General features: G+C 44.6%; 19 protein-coding genes. 3 read left to right on the forward strand and 16 right to left on the reverse strand.

The annotated features are described in order from the left end of the window. Positions 1-48 precede the first annotated feature (48 nt). Together J4N43_RS24675 and J4N43_RS24680 are read right to left on the reverse strand one after the other, a co-directional pair. Positions 49-420: a T1SS-143 repeat domain-containing protein gene (locus tag J4N43_RS24675; protein WP_503064187.1), complete on the reverse strand. Its 372-nt coding sequence runs from the start codon at positions 418-420 to the stop codon at positions 49-51. Between the two features lie 67 nt (positions 421-487). Continuing rightward, entirely contained in the window at positions 488-6,820 is a 6,333-nt protein-coding gene (locus J4N43_RS24680) for a retention module-containing protein (RefSeq protein WP_503064188.1), read from the reverse strand. Positions 6,821-7,681: 861 nt separating this feature from the next. On the opposite strand from J4N43_RS24680, the gene J4N43_RS20650 reads away from it, so the two are divergent. Continuing rightward, on the forward strand, positions 7,682-7,933 hold the full coding sequence (locus J4N43_RS20650; RefSeq protein WP_005376619.1) for a YgjV family protein: 252 nt from the start codon (positions 7,682-7,684) through the stop codon (positions 7,931-7,933). An 88-nt stretch (positions 7,934-8,021) separates the two neighbouring features. Here the strand turns inward: J4N43_RS20650 and J4N43_RS20655 are convergent, their stop codons facing one another. Both J4N43_RS20655 and J4N43_RS20660 read right to left on the reverse strand, forming a co-directional pair. After that, positions 8,022-8,303, reverse strand: coding sequence for a DUF2218 domain-containing protein (locus J4N43_RS20655; RefSeq protein ID WP_005376622.1), 282 nt, complete (start codon positions 8,301-8,303; stop codon positions 8,022-8,024). A gap of 41 nt (positions 8,304-8,344) precedes the next feature. Further along, entirely contained in the window at positions 8,345-10,351 is a 2,007-nt protein-coding gene (locus tag J4N43_RS20660) for a TonB-dependent siderophore receptor (RefSeq protein ID WP_005382608.1), read from the reverse strand. 116 nt (positions 10,352-10,467) lie between these two features. Here J4N43_RS20660 and J4N43_RS20665 point away from each other — a divergent pair, with 116 nt between their 5' ends. Then, on the forward strand, positions 10,468-11,436 hold the full coding sequence (locus tag J4N43_RS20665; RefSeq protein ID WP_005382609.1) for a helix-turn-helix domain-containing protein: 969 nt from the start codon (positions 10,468-10,470) through the stop codon (positions 11,434-11,436). Between the two features lie 87 nt (positions 11,437-11,523). Next, positions 11,524-11,910 (forward strand): Cu(I)-responsive transcriptional regulator, encoded by a 387-nt coding sequence (cueR, locus tag J4N43_RS20670; RefSeq protein ID WP_252094174.1) that lies wholly within the window; start codon positions 11,524-11,526, stop codon positions 11,908-11,910. A gap of 42 nt (positions 11,911-11,952) precedes the next feature. Here the strand turns inward: cueR and vctC are convergent, their stop codons facing one another. The 12 genes from vctC to rbsB all read right to left on the reverse strand — a co-directional run bounded on the left by vctC (position 11,953) and on the right by rbsB (position 22,259). Beyond that, positions 11,953-12,708, reverse strand: a complete 756-nt coding sequence (gene vctC, locus J4N43_RS20675; RefSeq protein WP_005376629.1) for an iron chelate ABC transporter ATP-binding protein VctC — start codon at positions 12,706-12,708, stop codon at positions 11,953-11,955. A 2-nt stretch (positions 12,709-12,710) separates the two neighbouring features. Continuing rightward, a complete protein-coding gene (gene vctG, locus J4N43_RS20680) occupies positions 12,711-13,661 on the reverse strand; it encodes an iron chelate uptake ABC transporter permease subunit VctG (RefSeq protein ID WP_005376631.1) in 951 nt (316 codons plus the stop codon). Further along, complete coding sequence (gene vctD, locus J4N43_RS20685; RefSeq protein WP_017820306.1) at positions 13,654-14,589, reverse strand: iron chelate uptake ABC transporter permease subunit VctD; 936 nt, start codon at positions 14,587-14,589, stop codon at positions 13,654-13,656. The genes vctG and vctD overlap by 8 nt, the downstream gene beginning before the upstream one ends. Positions 14,590-14,611: 22 nt before the next feature. After that, on the reverse strand, positions 14,612-15,520 hold the full coding sequence (locus J4N43_RS20690; protein ID WP_005376635.1) for a siderophore ABC transporter substrate-binding protein: 909 nt from the start codon (positions 15,518-15,520) through the stop codon (positions 14,612-14,614). A 163-nt stretch (positions 15,521-15,683) separates the two neighbouring features. Continuing rightward, positions 15,684-16,364 carry a Crp/Fnr family transcriptional regulator gene (locus J4N43_RS20695; RefSeq protein ID WP_033906468.1) on the reverse strand — a complete coding sequence of 227 codons (681 nt, stop codon included), beginning with the start codon at positions 16,362-16,364 and terminating at the stop codon, positions 15,684-15,686. Positions 16,365-16,489: 125 nt separating this feature from the next. Continuing rightward, positions 16,490-16,924 (reverse strand): IS200/IS605 family transposase, encoded by a 435-nt coding sequence (gene tnpA / locus J4N43_RS20700; RefSeq protein WP_017633711.1) that lies wholly within the window; start codon positions 16,922-16,924, stop codon positions 16,490-16,492. A gap of 188 nt (positions 16,925-17,112) precedes the next feature. Continuing rightward, complete coding sequence (locus J4N43_RS20705; protein WP_017635382.1) at positions 17,113-17,844, reverse strand: nucleoside phosphorylase; 732 nt, start codon at positions 17,842-17,844, stop codon at positions 17,113-17,115. Between the two features lie 10 nt (positions 17,845-17,854). Beyond that, positions 17,855-18,586, reverse strand: a complete 732-nt coding sequence (pnuC, locus tag J4N43_RS20710; RefSeq protein ID WP_053349184.1) for a nicotinamide riboside transporter PnuC — start codon at positions 18,584-18,586, stop codon at positions 17,855-17,857. 160 nt (positions 18,587-18,746) lie between these two features. Beyond that, positions 18,747-18,965, reverse strand: a complete 219-nt coding sequence (locus J4N43_RS20715) for a hypothetical protein (RefSeq protein ID WP_005499106.1) — start codon at positions 18,963-18,965, stop codon at positions 18,747-18,749. A gap of 231 nt (positions 18,966-19,196) precedes the next feature. Beyond that, positions 19,197-20,204 (reverse strand): substrate-binding domain-containing protein, encoded by a 1,008-nt coding sequence (locus J4N43_RS20720; RefSeq protein WP_033906467.1) that lies wholly within the window; start codon positions 20,202-20,204, stop codon positions 19,197-19,199. Positions 20,205-20,239: 35 nt separating this feature from the next. Further along, positions 20,240-21,157 carry a ribokinase gene (gene rbsK, locus J4N43_RS20725; RefSeq protein WP_053349186.1) on the reverse strand — a complete coding sequence of 306 codons (918 nt, stop codon included), beginning with the start codon at positions 21,155-21,157 and terminating at the stop codon, positions 20,240-20,242. Between the two features lie 223 nt (positions 21,158-21,380). Then, positions 21,381-22,259 (reverse strand): ribose ABC transporter substrate-binding protein RbsB, encoded by an 879-nt coding sequence (gene rbsB / locus J4N43_RS20730; protein ID WP_005373143.1) that lies wholly within the window; start codon positions 22,257-22,259, stop codon positions 21,381-21,383. Positions 22,260-22,266 lie beyond the last annotated feature (7 nt).

The following is a 22,266-nucleotide window of genomic DNA, read 5'->3' on the forward strand; positions in this document are numbered from 1 at the left end:
ACAGGCTCACCTTGAGAAGTTAAACCTGAAACAGGATCAGAAGTTGAATCAAGTTGGTAGCTCACCACGGTCTGAACCTTGAGTGGTCGTAAATGCGCCTGCCACAAACACTGCGTCAGTTTGGTCTGAGCCAATACCTGATAAATCATCTTCGTCTACAGCCAGAGGCACGACATTATCAATGATTGGTGCATCATCCGTAATCGTGACTGGAATGGTTGCCGAAGTCGTATCACCATCAAAATCGGTGGCAATAATTGGGAAATCAATCGTCAGGCTGTCACTGTTAGCTGCATGGTCAATCGGGCCTTGCAGCGTAAAATCGTACGTACCATCTGTTGCGACATTCAACGTGAATACCGGATTGCCGTCTGCGGTCGCCACATAAGTAAAGCTGCCATCACCGTTGGCGGTTTCCACCAAGGTAATCGCCTCACCTTGAGACGTTAGCCCCGCAACGGATCAGCCGTTGAATCCAGTTGATAGCTCACCACTCTCGGTCAGAGCCTTGAATAGTGGTAAACGCGCCTTCAACGAACACAGCGTCAGTTTGGTCTGAGCCCACGCCGCTAAGGTCATCTTCATCGACACTCAACGCATCCACCGCTGTGATGGTCGGTACATCATCAACAATCGTGACTGGAATGGTTTCAGTAACGGTGTCGCCATCGAAGTCGGTTGCGATAATTGGGAAGTTGAGTGTCAGCTCATCACTATCCACCGCGTGATCAATTGGCCCTTCTAGCGTGAAGTTGTAAGAGCCATCAGTATCTACTGTCAGAGTAAATACTGGGTTGCCACCCGCAGTCGCTTCATAAGTGAAACTACCATCACCATTTGCGGTTTCTATCAGTGTGACAGCCACGCCTTGCGATGTTAAACCGTCCACTGGTGTTGCTGAAGCATCGAGTTGGTAGCTCACCACTCGGTCAGAGCCTTGTGTGGTAGTAAAGTTGCCATCAATAGAAATTGGATTGCTTTGGTCTGAGCCAATTGACGCTAGATCATCTTCATCAACCGTAATGGTGTCGACGTCGGTAATAACAGGCTTATCGTCCACGATTGTCACTGGGATAGTGGCATTTGTGGTGTCGCCATCAAAGTCTGTTGCGATGATTGGGAAGTTGAGTGTCAGCTCATCGCTATCTACCGCGTGGTCGATTGGACCTTCAAGCGTGAAGTTATAGCTACCATCAGTATTCACCGTCAGCGTAAAGACCGCTTCACTACCCGCTGTCGCCTCGTAAGTAAAGCTGCCATCAGCGTTTGCGGTTTCAGTCAGCGTAACTGCCACGCCTTGTGATGTAAGGCCGTCAACTGGTGTTGCAGAAGCATCAAGCTGATAACTTACCACTCGGTCAGAGCCTTGTGTGGTGGTGAAGTTGCCATCGATTGAAATCGGGCCAGTCTGATCTGAACCAATCGTACCTAAGTCATCTTCATCAACGGTAATCGCATCAACATCGGTAATGGTCGGTTTATCATCCACGATGGTGACTGGGATCGTTTCTGTGGTGGTATCACCATCAAAATCCGTTGCTATGATTGGGAAGTTCAGCGTCAGCTCATCACTGTCTGTCGCATGGTCGATTGGACCTTGCAGCGTGAAGTTGTATGAACCATCCGTATTAACGGTCAGCGTAAATACTGCTTCAGTTCCCGCTGTCGCTTCATAAGTGTAGCTACCGTCGCCGTTTGCGGTTTCAGCCAGCGTGACGGCCATACCTTGTGATGTTAGACCATCAACTGGCGTTGCTGCAGTATCTAATTGGTAGCTTACTACCCCATCAGAACCTTGCGTTGTAGTGAAGTTGCCATCGATTGAAATTGGATCTGAGCCGTCAGAGCCAATCGTCGCTAAGTCATCTTCATCCACACGGATTGCGTCTACGTCAGTGATGGTTGGTTTATCATCAACGATGGTGACAGGTAGTGTTTCTGTCGATGTATCGCCATCAAAGTCTGTTGCGATAATCGGGAAGTCGATTTGCAGGCTGTCGCTATTCACCGCATGGTCTAGTGGGCCCTGCAGAGTAAAGGTGTAGCTGCCGTCTGGCTTCACCACCAATTCAAATACGTCATTGCCATTTGCTGTGGCAGTGTAAGTAAAGCTGCCATCACCATTTGCTGTCTCAGCAAGCACGACAGGCTCACCATGAGAGGTCAACCCTGCTACTGGATCTGCCGTTGCATCAAGCTGGTATTTAACAACGCTGTCTGAGCCTTCAGTTGTGCTGAAAGAGCCCGACATAAACGCATCATCGTTTTGGTCTGAGCCAATTGTAGCGAGATCATCTTCGTCTACTGTCAGTGGAACAACGTTATTAATGGTTGGAACGTCATCAGTAATCGTGACTGGAATGGTCGCGGTCGTCGTATCGCCATCAAAGTCTGTTGCAATGATTGGGAAGTTCAGTACTAGCTCATCGCTGTTTAACGCGTGATCGATTGGCCCTTCCAGACGGAAGTCATATGTACCGTCTGCATTCACGTTCATGGTGAAGACAGGATTGCCATCCGCAGTTGCCACGTAAGTGAAGCTGCCATCGGGATTCGCAGTCTCTACCAAAATAACAGGCTCACCTTGAGAAGTTAAACCTGAAACAGGATCAGAAGTTGAATCAAGTTGGTAGCTCACCACTCGGTCTGAACCTTGAGTGGTCGTAAATGCGCCTGCCACAAACACTGCGTCAGTTTGGTCTGAGCCAATACCTGATAAATCATCTTCGTCTACAGCCAGAGGCACGACATTATCAATGATTGGTGCATCATCCGTAATCGTGACTGGAATGGTTGCCGAAGTCGTATCACCATCAAAATCGGTGGCAATAATTGGGAAATCAATCGTCAGGCTGTCACTGTTAGCTGCATGGTCAATCGGGCCTTGCAGCGTAAAATCGTACGTACCATCTGTTGCGACATTCAACGTGAAGACAGGATTGCCGTCAGCGGTCGCAACATAAGTAAAGCTGCCGTCGCCATTCGCGGTTTCCACCAAGATAATCGCCTCACCTTGAGAGGTCAGCCCCGCAACAGGATCTGCGGTTGAATCCAGTTGATAGCTCACCACTCGGTCAGAGCCTTGTGTGGTTGTAAACGCCCCTTCAACGAACAGATCGCCGCCTGGGTCTGAACCCACACCGCTAAGGTCGTCTTCGTCGACACTCAACGCATCCACCGCTGTGATAGTCGGTACATCATCAACAATTGTGACTGGAATCGTTTCTGTGACGGTGTCGCCATCAAAGTCGGTTGCGATAATTGGGAAGTTCAGTATCAGCTCGTCACTACCCACCGCGTGATCAATTGGCCCTTGTAGCGTGAAGTTATAAGAGCCATCAGTATTCACTGTTAGCGTAAAGACTGCTTCAGAGCCCGCTGTTGCTTCGTAGGTGAAGCTGCCATCACCGTTTGCAGTTTCAGTTAATGTGACAGCCACGCCTTGCGATGTTAAACCGTCAACTGGTGTTGATGTGCCATCGAGTTGGTAGCTCACCACTCGGTCTGAACCTTGTGTGGTGGTGAAGTTACCATCAATAGAAATCGGATTGCTTTGGTCTGAACCGATTGACGCTAGATCATCTTCATCAACCGTAATGGCATCCACGTCAGTAATAACTGGCTTATCGTCCACGATCGTCACAGGGATAGTGGCGTTTGTGGTGTCGCCATCAAAGTCGGTCGCGATGATTGGGAAGTTCAGTGTCAACTCATCGCTATCTACTGCATGGTCAATTGAACCTTCAAGCGTGAAGTTATAAGAGCCATCAGTGTTCACTGTAAGCGTAAAGACCGCTTCAGTACCCGCTGTCGCCTCGTAAGTAAAGCTTCCATCGCCGTTTGCGGTTTCAGTTAGCGTGACTGCCACGCCTTGTGATGTGAGGCCGTCAACTGGTGTCGAAGAAGCATCGAGCTGATAGCTCACTACTCGGTCCGAGCCTTGTGTGGTGGTGAAGTTGCCATCGATTGAAATCGGGTCAGTCTGATCTGACCCAATCGTGCCTAAGTCATCCTCATCAACGGTAATCGCATCGACATCGGTAATGGTCGGCTTATCATCCACGATGGTAACAGGCAGTACGATTTGGCTTGTGTCACCATCGAAATCAGTAGCAATAACATTAAAATCGAGGGTTAAGCTGTCGCTATTTGCCGCATGGTCGATTGGACCTTGCAGCTCAAAACTGTACGAGCCGTCGGTATTCAAAATTAATGTGAAAACTGCGCTGCCATTTGCCGTTGCGCTGTAGGTGTAACTGCCGTCTGCATTTTGCGTTTCGGCAATGGAGACGGTCTGACCTTGAGATTGCAGGCCTTTTAAAGGATCAGCGTTTACATCCAACTGATACTGTACGACGCCATCAGAACCCTGAGTCGTCGTGAACTGACCTTCAACCAGCGTTGGCTGTGATTGGTCAGAGCCTACCGAACTCAAGTCATCCTCATCGACGGTAAGAGCAACAACGTTGTTAATGGTTGGCACATCATCAGCAATGGTAACCGGTAGAACAAGTGAACTGGTGTCACCGTCAAAGTCCGTTGCGACAATATTGAAGTCTAGAGTTAAGCTATCACTACCCGCAGCATGATCGATTGGACCTTCAAGGGTAAATGAATAAGAACCGTCAGGGTTCACTTGTAAGGTGAAGATAGCATCCCCTTCAGCTGTTGCAGAATAGGTAAAGCTGCCATCTGAATTGGTTGTTTCCGTCAGAGAGATAGATCGACCCTGTGATTCCAACCCATTGAGTGGATCAGTGCCGCTCTCTAATTGATAACTTACGACACGGTCTGAGCCCTGAGTCGTCGTGAAGTTGCCTTGCGCGAGCACAGAGTCGCTTTGATCGGAGCCTATGCTTGATAAATCGTCTTCATCGACGGCTAGAGCCTCAACGCCATCAATCGTAGGAACGTCATCTTGAACTTGAATGACAATTTGCGCTGCTTCTGGTGTGTTCGAGCCGTCGGTAATCGAGGAGCGGTCACCATCCGCATCTACCGCGTAAACTGGCAGTGAGAAAGTGAGCGAGTCATCGTTAGCACCCGTATGGTCAAGTTGTTCATACAAGTTGAATTGGTATTCGCCCAATGCAGGTGCATCAATCGCCACATCAAATACGGTAATACGCACACCATCCAGCTCGATGAAGCCTTCGTAAGTACGTACGCCGTTACTCTCGGACGCTAGTTCTAGTTGAACAACCTGCCCTTGAGATTGGAGTTCTCCACCAACATTGAACTCTGTAGGTTCCAACTCATAGTGATCAATGATGTCACTTCCGACCGCTGTCGTGATCGACCCAGTACCACTTGTTACTGCCGCGCCTTCCTGTGAACCTTGGTCAACCCCCGCCTCGTCTAAAGACAAGCCCGTCACGTTCTCAATCACTGGATTATCGCCATCGAGGATGGTCATCGTAAAGGTGTTGCTTGCCGTATCTTGGTCGAAATCGACGATTGTGGTTGGCAAAGAGAGCTCAATCGTATCTTCACCGTTTGTTTGTTCTAACGGCTTAAATTGCTCAAATTGGTAGGTACCATCAGTATTCAAACTGATGGTTAAGACGGTTTCATTCGAGCCCGCAATGGACAAGGTGATAGTACTGCCGTCTTCAGAGAGTACCGCTTCTGTCGCCTGATTATCACTCAGTAGGCCATCGAACTGACTAAGTCCTTCTTGATTAAACGTGACCGTTGCCAATTGATCACTACCAATATCAACAAAAGTGCCAGTCATTGGTGTAGAAGAAGATTCAACGTTTTCAAAAGTAACGTTCTGCGGCGCAGGATCATCGCCATCAATAACGGTTGTCGTAAAATCGATAGGCGCTTGAATGCTATTACCACCAATATCTGCGCCTGTAATGTCAAAAGCGATATTGATTTGATCACCGACGATAGATACTTGGCCATCAGCGATGGACGCCACATGGTCAATACCCTGGCTAATCGTGGTAACGACCTCTAACTCTAAATCACGGCCTAAAGATGTCGCTTCGATCTCGATACGAAGCACTTCGTTACCACCTTGAGTGCCGATAATGGCATTTTGCGCTTCGTCGTAAACGAACGCTACTGGCTGACCACCAGAGGTAATGTCACTGTTTAACTCGGTTAACAAAGACTCTAATGAGGACGTTTCAGGCACAAATGAAGCAGTATCAAGTGCGAGATCCCCTGCTTCAACCAGCACACTAGAAGAAATGGTTTGCGGGTAGCTAGATAGAGAAATTGAGCCTTCTGTTACGCTAGATTGCAGTGACTGCCCACCATCAGCAAAGATCGTGACATTCAAACCGTCATCTTCGTCGCGATCATCTTCTCCGCTGCGAGTCGCAGACGTTTCAAAAAAAGTAGACGCGAGTACTTCCGGGTTATTATATTCAACCGTCACGTAGCCAGCATTAGCCGAGCCTTCAGCACCTGCGCCAGCAGCTGTTGCTTCTAAGATAGCGGTAGGGTCAGCTCCGTCTAAAATAGCTTGCTGGATAGCGGCAATATCGTTGGCGTCGAAGTCAGCACTTCCAATAGCCGTTGGGTCAAAAGTCACCAAGCCATTAACTGGAGATTGTACCAATACTGGTTCTAACGGTTCAGAAGAAGGCACAGGAAGACAAGCAACACAATTTGCATCGACCAGATAAAGCTCATTATTTATCTGTACGTCGAGAGAAGCATTATTTTCTGTGATAATAATCTCGCCAGGTCTTAACTCATCCCCCGCTTTTATGACCTTAACGTTTCCATCCAGGCCCAAAACCAAAACTTCACCTTTGACAGCATTTACAATCGCGCTCTGCGGTACCGTGTGCGTACTCATCTGACCTCCGCTAATGGCTTACGTTTCCCATTAACCTTTTTAGATAATTTCTTATTAATTTAGTGCGGCATACTGCACACCTTTATACGATTAAACTAAGTATTGAATCATTAAACAATCGATAAATACCCTACTACCAAGCAACATAAGTAAAACTTACTCGTAGTCACAGAAATGTGACACATGTGCTGACGCGTAGATATCGAATAATTATATGAAATTGATACCTTATTCTGATTAAGTGTAGTTGTTTTAAGAAAAGAAGAGAGATGAAATCATTCAGCTAAACGCCAGACTGCCGGTTGCGATCAATAATGGAAGAAAAGCAATGAGAATGTTGTATACACCGGAGCGTGATGACATCTTAATCAATATCGGTGACGAAAAAAACGTAACGATTAAATATTGAACAACATAAATTGCAGGACAAAATGCAACGATAAAAAAGTGGCTTACGATATGAATCCCCGCACACCACGAGTTCGGTTTTGTTCTGATATACAGCAAAAAAAACACGAGCAAGCTAATAATAAAATACATAAACACAGCACTTGAAAATAATTATCATTTTCAATCATATGTAAATATTCCCTTACTTTCAATGGTGTTTGAGCTATTAATGTCATCGTAATTATCAATCAACACAATAAGTAAAATTATCAGTAATTCCAGTCCTAAACGTTTGCGTAATCGCTAACCTTCTCTTAACCTTGATTTGAGGCTTTTATCACGGTTTTTCCATTGATATAGTGCGTCCATACAACAAAAAAAGACCATTCGAGGCATGGAGCTTCCTCATTAATCTCAAGATGAGAAGAATTGGTACCGACAAAATTCGGCAGATTTTAAGAGGGTCAAAAAATGGACATGAATATGGTTGAGATTTTAGGTTATGCAGCTTCAATCATGGTCGCTATTTCGCTAACTATGAAAGATATTGTTAAGCTTCGTATCCTTAACTTTATTGGTTGTGCGCTATTTACTGCTTACGGACTAATGATTGATTCTTGGCCTGTAGTACTAACTAACGGTTTTATTGCTTGCGTTAACATCTACTTCCTAGCAAAAATGCAGCAGGAAAAAAAAAGCCTAGAGCCTGAGAAAGCGCAATAGCATTCAAACAATAAAAGCCCGCAAATCATAAGATTGCGGGCTTTTGCTTTTAACATTCCCTTTCTATCACAGCATCCTTAAACGAGCGCTAACGAACCCAGCTAAGTGCTAGTGTTTCTCGACGAGAAAACATGTCCACATGCGATGAAATGATCGCCTTAACCGTATTCAGTTTCTCTTCTGAATCCGCCTCACAGGTTATAGTTAAGCTAGATGCACAAAGGTTAAACTCCGCTTTTCCCGTCGGAAATGTCACCAAACCGCTATTTTCATTCCAAGTAGCAGGAACTTTTCGTCCAAAATGCCGACAAAGCGTCACTAAGTATTTGTCAGCGTGTTCGCTATCTATTCGGGTGCTTTCTTTAATCATGAACTTACTCGTTACTTTGAAACGTCCTATGAAGAGCCTTGTTAGAATTGATAAGCTGCAGAGAGCTTGAAGTTGCGACCCGGCTCGTAGTCATCAAGCGTGAAGCCACGTGCAGTACCCGAACGAGACGCATGAGAGCTGTACAACTCGTCAAATACATTATCAATACCAAAGGTCACCGACAGCCCATCAATATCAGACGGCACCCATTGAGCGTATAGATTATGCACATCATAACTTGCTTTCTTTGGCTGACCATCAAAGACGTTGTCTTCCTCTAGAACAAACATTGAGTTCCACCCGAAGATCGTTTCTAAAGCGTCTGACTGGTAATCCAAAGTTAGAGCAATGCTATCACCCATATCAATGCTACGCCCATTGCCCCCAGCAACAGGACCACCAGTATTCTTGTTTTTGGTGTCCGACTTAGAGTAAGAAAGTTTGCTGTTAAACTTGTCGTAACCATAAGAAGCACTTGCTTCAAAGCCTTTAATCTCAACATCACCTAAGTTGTAAATCAGGTAAGTTTGAGTCGCGTTTTGGTACTGGTCTGCAATGTAATCATCAATTTCCGTTTGGAATACCGTAATATTCGCCCCAAAGAAATGCTTATCAAAGGTTTTATCAAAACGAACACCACCCTGCGTGTTCAATCCCGTTTCTGGCTTTAGCCCATCCTCTAAAAATGCAACGTCTTGGTAAGCAATAAAGGTTTCCATTAGCTCTGGACCTTTAAATAGAGAGCGTGCACTCGCAAACAACGTCCAATCTTGCGTCACCGCCCATTCTGCTGCTAGAGCCCAAGTCACATCATCATAATTACTGGTTCCTGTCTCAGCTTTGCGTTTGTAATCATCAAAGCGCATACCTGCAGTAATAAAGAAGGCATCAGAGAAGAAGAACTGATCTTCTACAAACAGTGCGGTTGAAATCGCCGATTCGTCCATAAACTTACGACTACCGTAGTAACTCGAAGACGTTTTATCCATGTAGTCGAAGCCATAAGTGACTCGATTATCAAACTCACCCAACATAACATCTGACTGGAATTTGCCATTCAAACCAAAGTTTTGGTTTTTGGCGGTGTTCTTTGATAAACGGTTCGAGGGCCAACGAGGGGCCATCACCGTTTCGTCACGTTTAATTTCTGTCTCGGTATTATAAAGAGTGACGTTTCCTTGGTGTTGTTCGCCTCGCAACTCGTAACTCAAGGTAACGGTATCGCGGTCATAATCCGTAGGGATAAGTAACTTGCTCGACAGGCTATTATTTGCACTACCCGACATATCAGGACGCGGACTGTAATCTCCACTGTCTCGGTACATGTCATAAGAGAGCTCAAAACGATGGATGTCATTTAGTTCATACCCCAGCTTAGCCAGAATGTTGTAAACATCACCTGCAGCACCATAGGTTTTATTGCCATCACCATCTTCAAAATCATCACGCGTAACGTAATGGCCATAGACCATCGCATCAATGTTTTCGGACAAAAGTCCGTACAGTGTCAACGAACCTTGTTGGTTGTCGTTGGATGCATAGCCGCCATAAACACGCGCACCAAACTTTTCATCGTAACGAAGTAAGTCACGAGCGTCTTTCGTTTCAAAGTAGACCGAACCGCCTAACCCGTTTTGAGTCACAGAGTTATTACCTACCTGAATGTCCGCAGATTTGAGAATGTCAGGGTTCAACGTCAAGTTACCAATATGATGGAACATGCTCGCATGCTGAGAAGCACCGTCAAGACGAATGTCCAAATCGGTTTCGCTCAAACCACGAATCGTAATACGTTGATTCACAGAGTGTGTGCCACCAACATCCACACCGGGAATATCGCGCAGTAAATCAGACATATGATCCGCTTGCTTCAGTGACATGTCGTCCGCAAACATCGACTCAGTGTTGCTGGAAACTTTCGTTCCCCATACAACGACCTCTTCAAAATGTGACTCAGTATCTTGAGCTAAAACAGGGGTTGATAGCGCCATTCCCACTGCAAGGCAAAGGCTTGAAAGCTTGATAGGTGAACAAGCAGGGCTTTCCATAACTTCATTCCTAAATATTAATGATAATAATTCTCAGGTATAATAAGCATGAGTTTTATAAATACAAAGGCGATTTGGTTATGCGAAATCGCACAAGTGTTATGAGGAAGTGTCAAATGCAGGAAGTCACAACAAAACGAACTAAAATTGCCAAGATAGCTTTAACCCAAAGACTAGAGGCGACAGAGAAACAATGGATTGTCACGCAAGGCCAACCTTGTCAAACTCAACTGGCCGAAGGTAAGTTCCTATCATATCAGTACAATGATCAAATTTTTGTTCATGGCGGGCGTTGTCTAGAACTTATTGATTCGAATATTGTTTCTACTGCACATGCCTCACTGCTGGTCACTATTCTTTTAGAAGGTAGACTCTCGTTTGGCTACGACGATTTGCAATTTGATTTAGACGCGAGCGACGGCCCTAAGGGTGTAGTGGTGAACTTACTCAAACCTGCAAATTTTCGTCGTTCACTGCTCAAAGATAACCTCATTAATAAGATCAACATATTGGTTAAGCCCCAATGGCTAGAGGCCCGCCTTGAGCAAAATTGTAGTCATCGAGCCTTTTTTAACTCTCATCAGGCGTTTCAACAGTTGGAGCCTAACCAGACGCTATGCGAGCTGGCCGAAACGTTAACAAATAGAGAAACACCGCAAGAGTTCCAAGAGAAGCTAGAGGTCGAAAGCTTGATCTATCAAATTTTACATCAAGCCACCAAGCAAATTCCTAAGAATTTCAGTGCTAAAAACAGCAGTATTGAACGACACATTGACGGTCGGATTGAGGATATTGTCAGCTATATTGAAACTCACCTTGATCAAGAACTACGCTTGGAAAAGTTGGCGAGCCAATTCTCAATGAGTGTTTCAAACCTGCAGCGCCGATTTAAACAATCACTTAATATGACCATAAACGGCTACATTCGTTTTCGACGTCTTGAGATTGCTAGGCAACATTTGGAACGTGGCCTAGTGACGATAACAGAAGCCGCCTATGAAGCCGGATACCACCACCCTTCTAACTTCACTTATGCCTTCAAAAAGGCATTTGGTGTGCCACCACATGAAGTGATTAAAGAGTAAGGGGACTCTAGGTAACTGACTGTTATTTAGGAGTGTCTTATCCACAACATCGGTATATACTCGCCTTAAACGTTATGGAGGTTAAACATGAATATTGGTGCTGTCGCGAAGCTCACAGGGCTTTCATCTAAGTCGATTCGATTATATGAAGACAAAGGGATCATATCTCCACCAGCGCGCAGCGACTCTGGCTATCGCGAATATTCAGATATTCATATTCAAGAGCTTAACTTGGTATCACGCGCAAAAAGCGCAGGCTTTTCGTTGCAAGAATGCAAAGAGTTCGTACAACTTGCTCATAACCCCAACCGCAAAAGTAGCGAAGTAAAAGCAAGAACCATGGACAAACTGAGAGAGGTTGAAGAAAAAATTGCACACCTCATGGAGATCAAAACGCAACTTGAAGGTTGGGTTTCTTCTTGTCCTGGAGATGCAGAGAGCCGATGCCCAATCATAGACGAGCTCACCAAGTAAGCCCGCCTATCTATTGATCTCGTTAAAAACGAACTAGCTCGCTTAATGATAAGTACACATACGCTTACCGTTTAACTCTATGATGTTAAATGGCGTTTCGTAGATGTCCTCTAGCGTAGACGCTTGAATAACCTCTTCAACCGCACCACTCGCCACAACTTTACCTTTCTTAAGCGCCAATATGACATCTGAGTAACACGCCGCGAAATTAATATCATGAATCACGACCACCATAGCTTTATTCATGTCATGGGCTAACTGCTGCACAACTTTCATGATCTGAAGAGAGTGTTTGATATCTAAGTTATTAAGAGGTTCATCAAGAAAGACATAATCTGTATCTTGTGCAATCACCATAGCAATAAATGCAAGCTGTCGCTGACCACCACTTAATTCATCCAAGTATTTGTCTTGAATATCTTGCAAATCTAAGTAGTCGATCGCTTTTTCTATGACCTCATGATCTTCTTTAGTCAGATTTCCTTTAGAGTATGGGAAACGACCAAAAGAGACTAACTCTTTTACGGTAAACCGCATTGTAATCGAGTTAGCTTGGCGAAGTACTGCCAGTTTTTTCGCTAGCTCTTTTGTGTCCCATTCCGCGATTTCCTTGCAATCAATGATAACACTACCGCCATCTCGCTCCGTTAAGCGCGAGGCCATAGATAACAGCGTGCTCTTTCCCGCGCCATTTGGACCGATAATCGATGTTACCTTGCCCTTTTCAAACTGAGTATTGGCCTCGTCTACGACTTTGTTTGAACCGAAAGCCTTCGTTAATTTGTCTATTACTATCATATTTATACAACTTTGTTTTTCAGCAGCAGGTATAAGAAATACGCACCGCCGATAAAGTTAATTACGACACTCAACGTCGTCTCAAAACTGAACACGTTTTCGATTATCCATTGCCCAGCAAGTAGTGAACTGATGGATAGAAACGAACATCCGACCAATAGCGTTTTATGTTGGTAACTTCGGAACATTTCTCGGCTTAAGTTGGTCACTAGTAAACCAAAGAACATGATTGGCCCTACCAAAGCCGTAGAAATAGCAATCAAAACCGCCGAGATAATAAACACATTTCTCGTCACTTTAGGTACATCAACACCCAAACTTTTCGCATTGTCTTGGTCGAGCCAAAACACATCTAAAGTGCGATGCATCCTAAACAACAACCAACATGCAAACATCAAAGCCGGAGCACTAAAGTAAACCAAGTTCACTTTGACATTATTGAAACTGGCGTACAGTTTCGACTGAACAATTGCATATGTGTTTGGGTCCATCAGCAAAGAAAAGAATGACGCCGCATTGGAAAATAGCTGACCAAAGATCAAGCCGACCAATAGCAACGTAATCAGGTTCTTGCTGCCTTTTGAAAAGTAAAACCCAAACAGTAGTAGCGAAAACGACACCATTACAATGACTGCAATCGCGAAATTGACGTACAAGTTAAGCACCAAGGTACTCAACCCACCAAAAATCAACACGATCAATATTTGGGTTAACACATACAGCGCATCAAAACCCATGATACTTGGCGTTAAAATTCGGTTGTGCGTAATGGTTTGAAATACAAGTGAAGACTGAGCAATGGCCACACCCGCTAGCACTATCGCCAATACTTTAGGAACTCTACGAGACAAAAAATATTGGTAGTTGTCAGCCGTTAGCCCAATACCAATAAACAGACACGCGAAAAGAATCGCAATGCCACCTAGCAGCAGGATCTTCGTTGAATCACGCATGTTGCTTACCTCGCAACAACATAGCAATGAATACCACGCCACCCAATATGCTGATCACGATAGAGATTGGCATTTCATGAGGGAAAATAATTAAACGACTCACCAAATCGCAACACAACACTAAAATGGCCCCATACATGGCCGTAAGCGGAATGTTCTTTTTGAGGTTATCGCCATAAAAGTGACTCACGAGATTCGGTACAATCAGCCCTAAGAATGGCAACTGGCCAACAATCATCACGACACTTGCTGACATGATGGACACCAATAGCACGCCAATCGTCACAACCTGCTGATAATTCAAACCCAAGTTAATCGCGAAATCTTTTCCGATACCTACGGCAGAGATCCTTGCGGCAAAAAGATAGCTGAGGATAACCATTGGTACCGCGATGTACAGCAGTTCAAAATCACCACGCAAGATGTTGGCGAAGTTTGCGACTGTCCAAGCATTCAGACTTTGAAGTGCATCATATTTGTACGCGATAAACGTAGTCATGGATTGGATGACATTGCCGAAAATAATCCCGACAAGTGGCACAAAAACCACGCTCTTAAATTGAATGCGCTGAATAAAGAAAACAAACGCCAGCGTCCCAAATACCGAGATGCCGAACACGAGCCAAAGGTGATTATCATTACCAAAGAAAACCACGCTCAGTACATAGCCCAGCATGGCACATTCGATCGTACCAGTTGTAGAAGGTGCAGCAAATCGGTTCTGGCTGATTTGCTGCATGACAAGACCCGCAATACTCAAGCCAGCACCAGCAAGCAATATGGCAAATAAACGTGGTATACGGCTGGTAAAGAAAAGTTCTAATGCTTTCTCATCACCTGAAAAGAGTTGTTGGGGCGTCATGTTTGCCACCCCAACAAATAACGAAACCGTGCTTAAAACCACAAGGGTTAGCAATAACTTCTTCAAAGTTAACCTCTGCTATCTTGGATTACAGTTCAACGGTTTGCTTTATCTCACTGACCATTTTTTCTGTTGCTGTCACACCAGACATCGACAAGTACCAAGCGTCCACATCTAAATAGGTGATTTTATGATTTTTATATGCCGCAGTCGCTTTGACTAAGTCGTTATCCATGGATTTACGAATATCGTTATCCGGCGTACCTGTCAGAGAATTTCGGTCAACCACGAGGATATTTTTCGGGTTAGCTTCACGAATAAACTCATAAGAAATGACATCTCCGTGAGTGCCCGTTTTCACGTGCTCAACCGTTTCCAAGAAGCCAAAGTCGTTATAAATGACGCCAAATCGCGACTGGGCACCAAACGCGCTGATGTTGTCACCCATGCTTAAAATCGTTAATGCATCATTTTTGTTCGATTGGTTGTAGTCGCGGATTGCTTTGAATTGAGCATCTAGCGCTTCAATTTTCTGCTCTACTTTTTCTTCGATATTGAAGATCTTACCAATATTGCGCCATTGCGCTTGCGTGCCTTCCCAATAGCCTTGGTTTTCTTTCGCCGCGAAAACAACTGTAGGGGCAATTTCACTCAGCTCTTCATATTTCGCAGACGCTCGCGGACCAACCAAAATCAAATCCGGTTTTTGCATGTAGATGGTTTCAAAATCAGGTTCAAACAAACTACCCGCAGAGGTGTAGTTATCTTTGCTGTATTTTGAAAGGTAACTAGGAAGATTAGACGAGTTAGATACTGCAACAGGATCGATACCAAAGTTGTCCAGCGCATCTAGCGGGCCAAAGCCAATCACAACCACACGCTCTGGGGATTGCTCTAGCTCTGTTTGACCCATGTAGTGGTCAATCACAACTTTAGCAGCGAAAGAAGGAGAAACAGTAAATAACGACAGCATAGCCGCACCGACGAATTTTTTCATTTTGTTAAGCCTTAATGAGATCTATTATCATACGCGTTCGCAATATAACGCTACTCTTTAATGCATTCAACAAAATTTAAGGTACTTTACATTAGTTACGTTTACTCAAGACTTAGATATATCAAAGACTTATAAAACTCATCAATTTCAATACCTGGGCGTATCATTCATGCGCTTCAATAAACGCTTTGAGTGCCAGCTCATCAATAATCTCCAAACCGTTGTCCGTTTTGGTAATCAATCCCTTTTCAATCAAGTCCTTAACTGCACGTCGATAGACTCGGCCTGAGGTACCAAACCGCTCAGCCTCTTGGTTCACTTTATCAAAGCCACCAAGCAGCTTATCCGTCTGATTACGGACGAGAAGATCATAGGCAATGTTGTAAGTAATGGGATGCAACAAACGATTAGTGTAGATATCCATGGAGTCTTGATAATCCTCAGCCAATGCTGAAGCGAAGAACACCATCATTTGGGGATGATTTTGCAGTGCTTCGGTTAGTTTTTGGATACAGATAACATCAACCTGCATATGTTCATCTGCTATCACATTCCATTGACAAGGAGTCTGAGTGAAGAACTCCATTTCACCATAAATATGATAGTCGCAGTTAGCTTCCCCTAATTGAAAACGTCGTCCATTTGCGGCCAATATGTTCATCGAGACTCGACCTACTGGCACAACATACAAGTACTGAAGTTGCTCACCTTGGCGGAGAATTGCTTCCCCAGCATCAAAGTAACGCGAATTTATTTGGCATTGATAAATCAAATCGCGAAAGGTGGCATTCTTTTCTTCAAGGTATGTTTTGAAGCGACCAGTCGGATAAGGGCTGATTTTCATTTTCTGCTCTCTCAGAAAAAGTTACGGACAACTATTTAAGGTGGATTGTACCCCGTAACTCCAAGTAAATTACCACCTTCTAAAGAAGGTGGCTTTGTGTGAGCCCCCTAAAAGGGGGCCTTTGTTTAGTCCAGCGCCAATTGCTGCTGCTCTACTCGCTCTTGCTTCTCTTGATGTCTTACATATCGGCGTATTATTTCTTCATTGATTCCAACACTATCGACAAAATAGCCTCTTTGCCAAAAGTGATTACCCCAAAGCCTGTTCTTCCTAAGGTGAGGAAACTTGCTAAATAGCTTTAAGGCTATTTTGCCTTTCAATACCCCCATCAACTTGGATATCGAAAGCTTTGGTGGGACCTTTACAACTAAATGTACGTGGTCAACTTGTACGTTTAGCTCTACGACTTCACATCCAAGTTGATTACAGTAAACATAAATACATCGATAAACTTCTTTACCTATATTGTTCTTCAAGATCCTAAATCGATACTTTGGCGTCCACACTATATGGTATTGACAACGCCAAAATACGTGGGAAGCTTGATTGTATCTACTCATGTTATTTGTCCTCTTTGACTTCTGGAAAAATCAAAGACGCATTTAGCATGAGTAGTTTTACAGGCAAAGCCGAAACGGATGATAACCACCTACTGAAGTAGGTGGTTTAGGGCTGAAAATAAAAAAGCGACAGTGACCTGTCGCTTTACATCTATTCTGTTTATGTGACTTACTGAGATAGAGACTGGCTAACGCTGAGCAACCAAGGCTTCTAATGCCGTAATCGCGGCACTCTTCTCACCTTGCATCATTACTTTGGCTTCATCAACGTACTGACCAACACCTTCTTTCACATCTTGTTGATACAGCACCACGTTGTTTAATATCGAAGCCACATGAAGGCCTCGTAGTCGACCGACCGTAAACAGCGCAGAGGTTTCCATATCGGCACCTAAGATGCCTTTCTTGTTCCAATGTTGGCATATTGCATCTTCGTCATCGGTATAGAAACTGTCGTGAGAACGCACCACACCAAAATGATAATGCACTTTTTGCATCGACAAGTAACGCTCAACTTCCTTTAACAGTGAAAAGCTTGCGTAGGCTGGATAAGACGAATCGACATACGCTTTAGAGCCGCCTTCATCTCTTACCGCGCCTTCGGCAATGATCAACTCGCCAAGGTGAATGCCTGATTGCATTGCCCCCGCCGATCCAACACGTACCACATGAGTCACACCGCACTGTTTTAGCTCTTCCACTGCGATGATCATCGATGGCGCACCTATACCTGTACTACACACTGAAACAGGCTTGCCTTTGTAGTTGCCGGTAAACACACGGTACTCGCGGTTTTCCGACACCATTTCTGCATCATCAAATAATGCCGCGATACGATTCGCTCGATCTGGCTCGCCGCATACAATAACGAGGGGAGCGATTTGTGTTTCATCCACTCCGATATGAGGTTGTTTGGCCATTTTTCGTTCCTTACGCAGCAGCGTGCGCTAAGGTTTTATCGCCATTGCGCTTAGCGCTACGAGCCCACTCACGCGTGCCATTGGCAGCGATGAACATAAGAATCGCGTACTGAACAGACATTGCGTAAACACCTTGCGTCGCGTAGATACCCACACTGATAATGTTAATCACGACCCATAGAATCCAGTTTTCGACGTATTTACGTGTCATCAGAATTTGTGCAACAACAGAAAGTACTGTCATGGTTGCATCCCAGAACGGAAACGCGTCAGGTTCAAGCACCGGTTCAGCCAAGCCTGCACCAAAGAGATTCAAGCTATCAACAGCAATGTTTGCTAGCGCAAAGAAAAATGGGTCGATATAGATCGTTAATAATGCGATACATGCAACGCTAATAGAGGCAGTAGTAACAAGTTTCTGTTTATTTAACCAGCGAACTTCCAGCGTTTCACCTTGTGCGTTTGGACGGGTCCACGCATACCAGCCGTAAATGTTCGCACAGAAGAAAAACAATTGAAGAAGCAATAATCCGTATAACTGAATTTGAAAAAAGATAACGGCAAAAAGCGTGACATTCAGCAAACCGAATAAGTAGTTGATGGTTTTTTCTTGGCTGGCAAACCAAATGCAAAGCAGTCCAAAAACGGTACCGAAAGCTTCGATCCAACTCATTGCGTAGCCGTCGCCGATCGGAATGTTAAAGAGAGTATTATTAATATCGAGTAAGGCAAAGAGGTCCATAACATGTCCTTTATTATTTTGTTTGGAATACGCCTATATTAGAACGTGATATCCAACAAAAAGGAGGACATTTGTCCTCCTCTTGATGCACTCGATCATAAATCAGATTCATTACTTACTTGAAAGTACCTATTTATCTCAATTATTCATTCCAAATGAACTAGGACTCGTGTCCTAGGTAGCGCTTTTTGAACGTCGATGCTGACGCGAACAGTAAAGTCGAAGCAAATGTAAACACCACGCCAGCCAAGTATACATACTCTTCATTCGCAAGTAGTTCATAAACACTCACGACAAACACCGTTAATACTAGTGAAATATTGAAACGGTGAAACCACGGCCTCTTTACTGAATACTGTGCATATCTCTTAACTAACATAAAGATTTTCCATTCATCTCAATAATTTATAAATCTAATTATAGGCTTTATTAATAATAAGCTTTTTAAGCACTATCGACACGAAATCTTTCGAGTTACTCGCAAAAAATCACACTTTTCAAATGTTGAGTTAATAAATTCGAACATCTGTTTTGCATGCTTATTTATTTTTTAGCCCATTTTTTTATAAATTATATGCACTAAATTTGTTAACCATGCGTTTGTTTTTAATTAAGAGAAATTCGTCACACTGTTGCGTACAACCAATGTTGGTTCCAGTTGAACGACTTGAGCGTCGTTAGATTTGTCGTCCAGTCTTCGGACAAGAGTCTCAACGGCAGCCTGCCCCAAACGGTACTTAGGCTGATGAATGGTAGTTAGCGATGGCGACATAAATTTCGCGATATGGATGTCATCGTAACCAATAATGGACAGGTCGTCCGGCACTTTAATATCGAGCTCATTTGCGGCGTTAATCACCCCCATCGCCATCATATCGTTAGAGACGAAAATCGAGCTAGGTAATGCGCCACGCTGAGCCATTTTTTTGAACGCTTGATACCCACCCTCACACTCGAAGTCCGATTCAATGATCCAATTGGCATTAAATTCCAAGCCAGCTTCGTTCATTGCTCGCTTATAACCTTCGTATCGCATTTGCGCTTGGTGTTTAATCAAAGGGCCAGTGATGCACCCAATTTCGGTATGGCCGCAATCAATTAAGTATTTCGCCGCTAAGTAACCGCCACGAAGTGAGTTGTCTTGGATTTTATCGCTTGTAAATAGCATCGGCCCCCAGTCCATTACCACAACTGGGATATCTGGGTAACGCTCAAATACATCGATACGCTCTCCTTCTAGCGACGAGCACATCAAGATCAAACCATCGACACGCTTTTGCAATAGCGTATTAATGGATTGACGCATACGTTCGTTATCACCCTCGGTGTTACATAAAATGAGGCTGTAGCCTTTTTGGTAACAGCTGCGTTCGACACCTTTTACGACTTCGCCAAAGAATGGGTTGGTTGAGGTTGTCACGAGCATACCAATGGTTTTGGTACGATTGACTTTGAGGCTACGCGCCAACGCAGAGGGCGCGTAGTAGTTAAGCTCTTTTGCGGCATTGTTAACGCGTTCAGAGATCTCTTCGCTCACAAAACGCGTCTTGTTAATAACATGGCTCACTGTTGAAGTGGAAACCCCTGCCAGTTTTGCGATGTCTTTCATCGTCGCCATGTTACTACTCCTATTTTAATGAGGCGTTGTGCGCCTTATTGTTCAGCGAGAAACGTGTCCACCTCTTCGCGGGTTGGAATCGACGTTTGCGCGCCAAAGCGGGTCACAGAAATTGCAGCCGCCGCATGTGCAAACTTAATCGCTGATTCTAAAGGTAAATCTTCTAGGAGACCAGTGACGAATGCCCCATTAAATGTATCGCCCGCAGCGGTAGTATCCGTCGCTTCAACGCGGAAACCCGAGATGATTTCGCCTCGACCGTTTTGGCTTAGCCAAACGCCTTTTGCACCGAGTGTGATCATGACAATTTCTATACCTTTACCATGTAGCACATTCGCCGCTTCTTGCGCGCTTTCGTTGTCTGTTACAGTAATACCTGTCAGAACTTCAGCTTCCGTTTCATTTGGCGTAATCACGTCAATGTAAGACAGTAATTCATCTGACAATTCACGAGCTGGCGCAGGATTCAAAATGACATTGGTTTTGGCATCTTTCGCTACACGCGCAGCTTTCTCAATGCCGCACATCGGCGTTTCCAATTGCATTAGCAAGTAATCTGCTTGGCGAATACGCTCTAAATCTGGCTCAATCGCTTCTGCTGTCAGTTTGGCGTTCGCTTCAGCTGAAATGCAAATGCTGTTCTCACCACTGTCCGACACTTGAATCATCGCGATACCTGTCGGGCAATTTGGCTGCATCTTCACACCAGTGATATCGATGCCGTCCATTTTGAAGTTTTCGCGAATGTTAATGCCGAATGAGTCGTCGCCCACACAAGCGATAAAACCGATGTCTGCATTTAATCGCGCCGCCGCGACGGCTTGGTTGGCACCTTTGCCACCTGGGATAACTTGATAGTTGCGACCATGCAGCGTCTCGCCTGGGCGAGGGAAAGAAGGCACTTGAAGAACATGGTCAGCGTTTACACTACCTAACACCACTAACTTATTCATACGGTTATCCTCGGTTCTGAATGAACCCTTTTTAAAAACTGTTTAGGAAAATACATTAGATGACTTTAACTTCTCTTCCTGACGAAGGAGTCTCGATAAAAAGCCAAAGGCATCTATACCCCACACTTTGCGGTATTTTGGGTAAATTTGCCCTCACCTCCTAAACGACAGATATAAACGGAGGAGAGAGCAAAAATTAGGATGATTTATTGGAACTTGAAACTTACTTAGTGACTACTTTTAGTGGTACTGGGATGTACTCTTCTACTTCTTCACCTTTCAAAACTTTGTCAGCCGTTTCAACACCTAAAGCACCGATAAGGTCTGGTTGCTGAGCAATAGTTGCCGCTAGTTTGCCACGGTTAACTGCTGCAATGCCGTCTTCCGTACCATCAAAACCAACGATAACGACATCTTTGCCAGAAGCTTGAACTGCGCGAAGTGCACCTAGCGCCATTTCATCATTCTGTGCAAATACCGCTTGTACATCCGGGTTAGCCGCTAGCAGGTTTTCCATTACGTTTAGACCTTTCGTGCGGTCAAAGTCAGCCGGTTGGCTAGCAAGAAGATCCATATCGCTGCCCTTCACGGCATTCATAAAGCCTTCACCGCGCTCACGCGCTGCCGATGTGCCCGCAATACCTTCAAGTTGAATGACTTTTGCTTTTTCGCCGACTTTTTCCATGATGTAGTGGCCTGCCATTTCACCACCAATTACGTTGTCCGACGCGATGTGACTCACGACTTCACCACGGCTTGCACCACGGTCTAATGTCAACACAGGGATCTTAGAACGGTTCGCCATACGAATTGCATTAGACACTGCATCAGAATCCGTTGGGTTGATAAGAATTGCTTTTACGCCGCGAATACTTAAATCCTCGATGTTCGACAGTTCTTTACTCGGGTCATTTTGCGAGTCCAGTACAATTAAGTCGTACCCCAATTCTTTCGCTTTTGCTTCCGCACCGTCTTTCATCGTTACGAAGAACGGGTTGTTTAGCGTCGAAACCACAATCGCCATGGTATCTTGAGCTTGCGCCGCTACCGATACGGTTGAAGAAAGAAGTGCAGCAGAGATAAGAGTTGCAAGTTTTTTCATCGTTCTA

Source organism: Vibrio sp. SCSIO 43009 (assembly GCF_023716525.1).
Classification (GTDB): domain Bacteria; phylum Pseudomonadota; class Gammaproteobacteria; order Enterobacterales; family Vibrionaceae; genus Vibrio; species Vibrio alginolyticus.

Excerpts from the sequence above, each read along its gene's own strand:
- J4N43_RS20655 (WP_005376622.1), bottom strand. The coding sequence starts at position 8,303 with ATGATTAAAGAAAGCACCCGAATAGATAGCGAACACGCTGACAAATAC.
- J4N43_RS20665 (WP_005382609.1), top strand. The coding sequence starts at position 10,468 with ATGCAGGAAGTCACAACAAAACGAACTAAAATTGCCAAGATAGCTTTA.
- J4N43_RS20715 (WP_005499106.1), bottom strand. The coding sequence starts at position 18,965 with ATGTTAGTTAAGAGATATGCACAGTATTCAGTAAAGAGGCCGTGGTTT.
- rbsB (WP_005373143.1), bottom strand. The coding sequence starts at position 22,259 with ATGAAAAAACTTGCAACTCTTATCTCTGCTGCACTTCTTTCTTCAACC.
- pnuC (WP_053349184.1), bottom strand. The coding sequence starts at position 18,586 with ATGGACCTCTTTGCCTTACTCGATATTAATAATACTCTCTTTAACATT.
- cueR (WP_252094174.1), top strand. The coding sequence starts at position 11,524 with ATGAATATTGGTGCTGTCGCGAAGCTCACAGGGCTTTCATCTAAGTCG.
- tnpA (WP_017633711.1), bottom strand. The coding sequence starts at position 16,924 with ATGAGTAGATACAATCAAGCTTCCCACGTATTTTGGCGTTGTCAATAC.
- J4N43_RS20695 (WP_033906468.1), bottom strand. The coding sequence starts at position 16,364 with ATGAAAATCAGCCCTTATCCGACTGGTCGCTTCAAAACATACCTTGAA.
- J4N43_RS24680 (WP_503064188.1), bottom strand. The coding sequence starts at position 6,820 with ATGAGTACGCACACGGTACCGCAGAGCGCGATTGTAAATGCTGTCAAA.
- rbsK (WP_053349186.1), bottom strand. The coding sequence starts at position 21,157 with ATGAATAAGTTAGTGGTGTTAGGTAGTGTAAACGCTGACCATGTTCTT.
- vctC (WP_005376629.1), bottom strand. The coding sequence starts at position 12,708 with ATGATAGTAATAGACAAATTAACGAAGGCTTTCGGTTCAAACAAAGTC.
- vctG (WP_005376631.1), bottom strand. The coding sequence starts at position 13,661 with ATGCGTGATTCAACGAAGATCCTGCTGCTAGGTGGCATTGCGATTCTT.
- J4N43_RS20650 (WP_005376619.1), top strand. The coding sequence starts at position 7,682 with ATGGACATGAATATGGTTGAGATTTTAGGTTATGCAGCTTCAATCATG.
- J4N43_RS20660 (WP_005382608.1), bottom strand. The coding sequence starts at position 10,351 with ATGGAAAGCCCTGCTTGTTCACCTATCAAGCTTTCAAGCCTTTGCCTT.
- J4N43_RS20690 (WP_005376635.1), bottom strand. The coding sequence starts at position 15,520 with ATGAAAAAATTCGTCGGTGCGGCTATGCTGTCGTTATTTACTGTTTCT.
- J4N43_RS20720 (WP_033906467.1), bottom strand. The coding sequence starts at position 20,204 with ATGGCGACGATGAAAGACATCGCAAAACTGGCAGGGGTTTCCACTTCA.
- J4N43_RS20705 (WP_017635382.1), bottom strand. The coding sequence starts at position 17,844 with ATGGCCAAACAACCTCATATCGGAGTGGATGAAACACAAATCGCTCCC.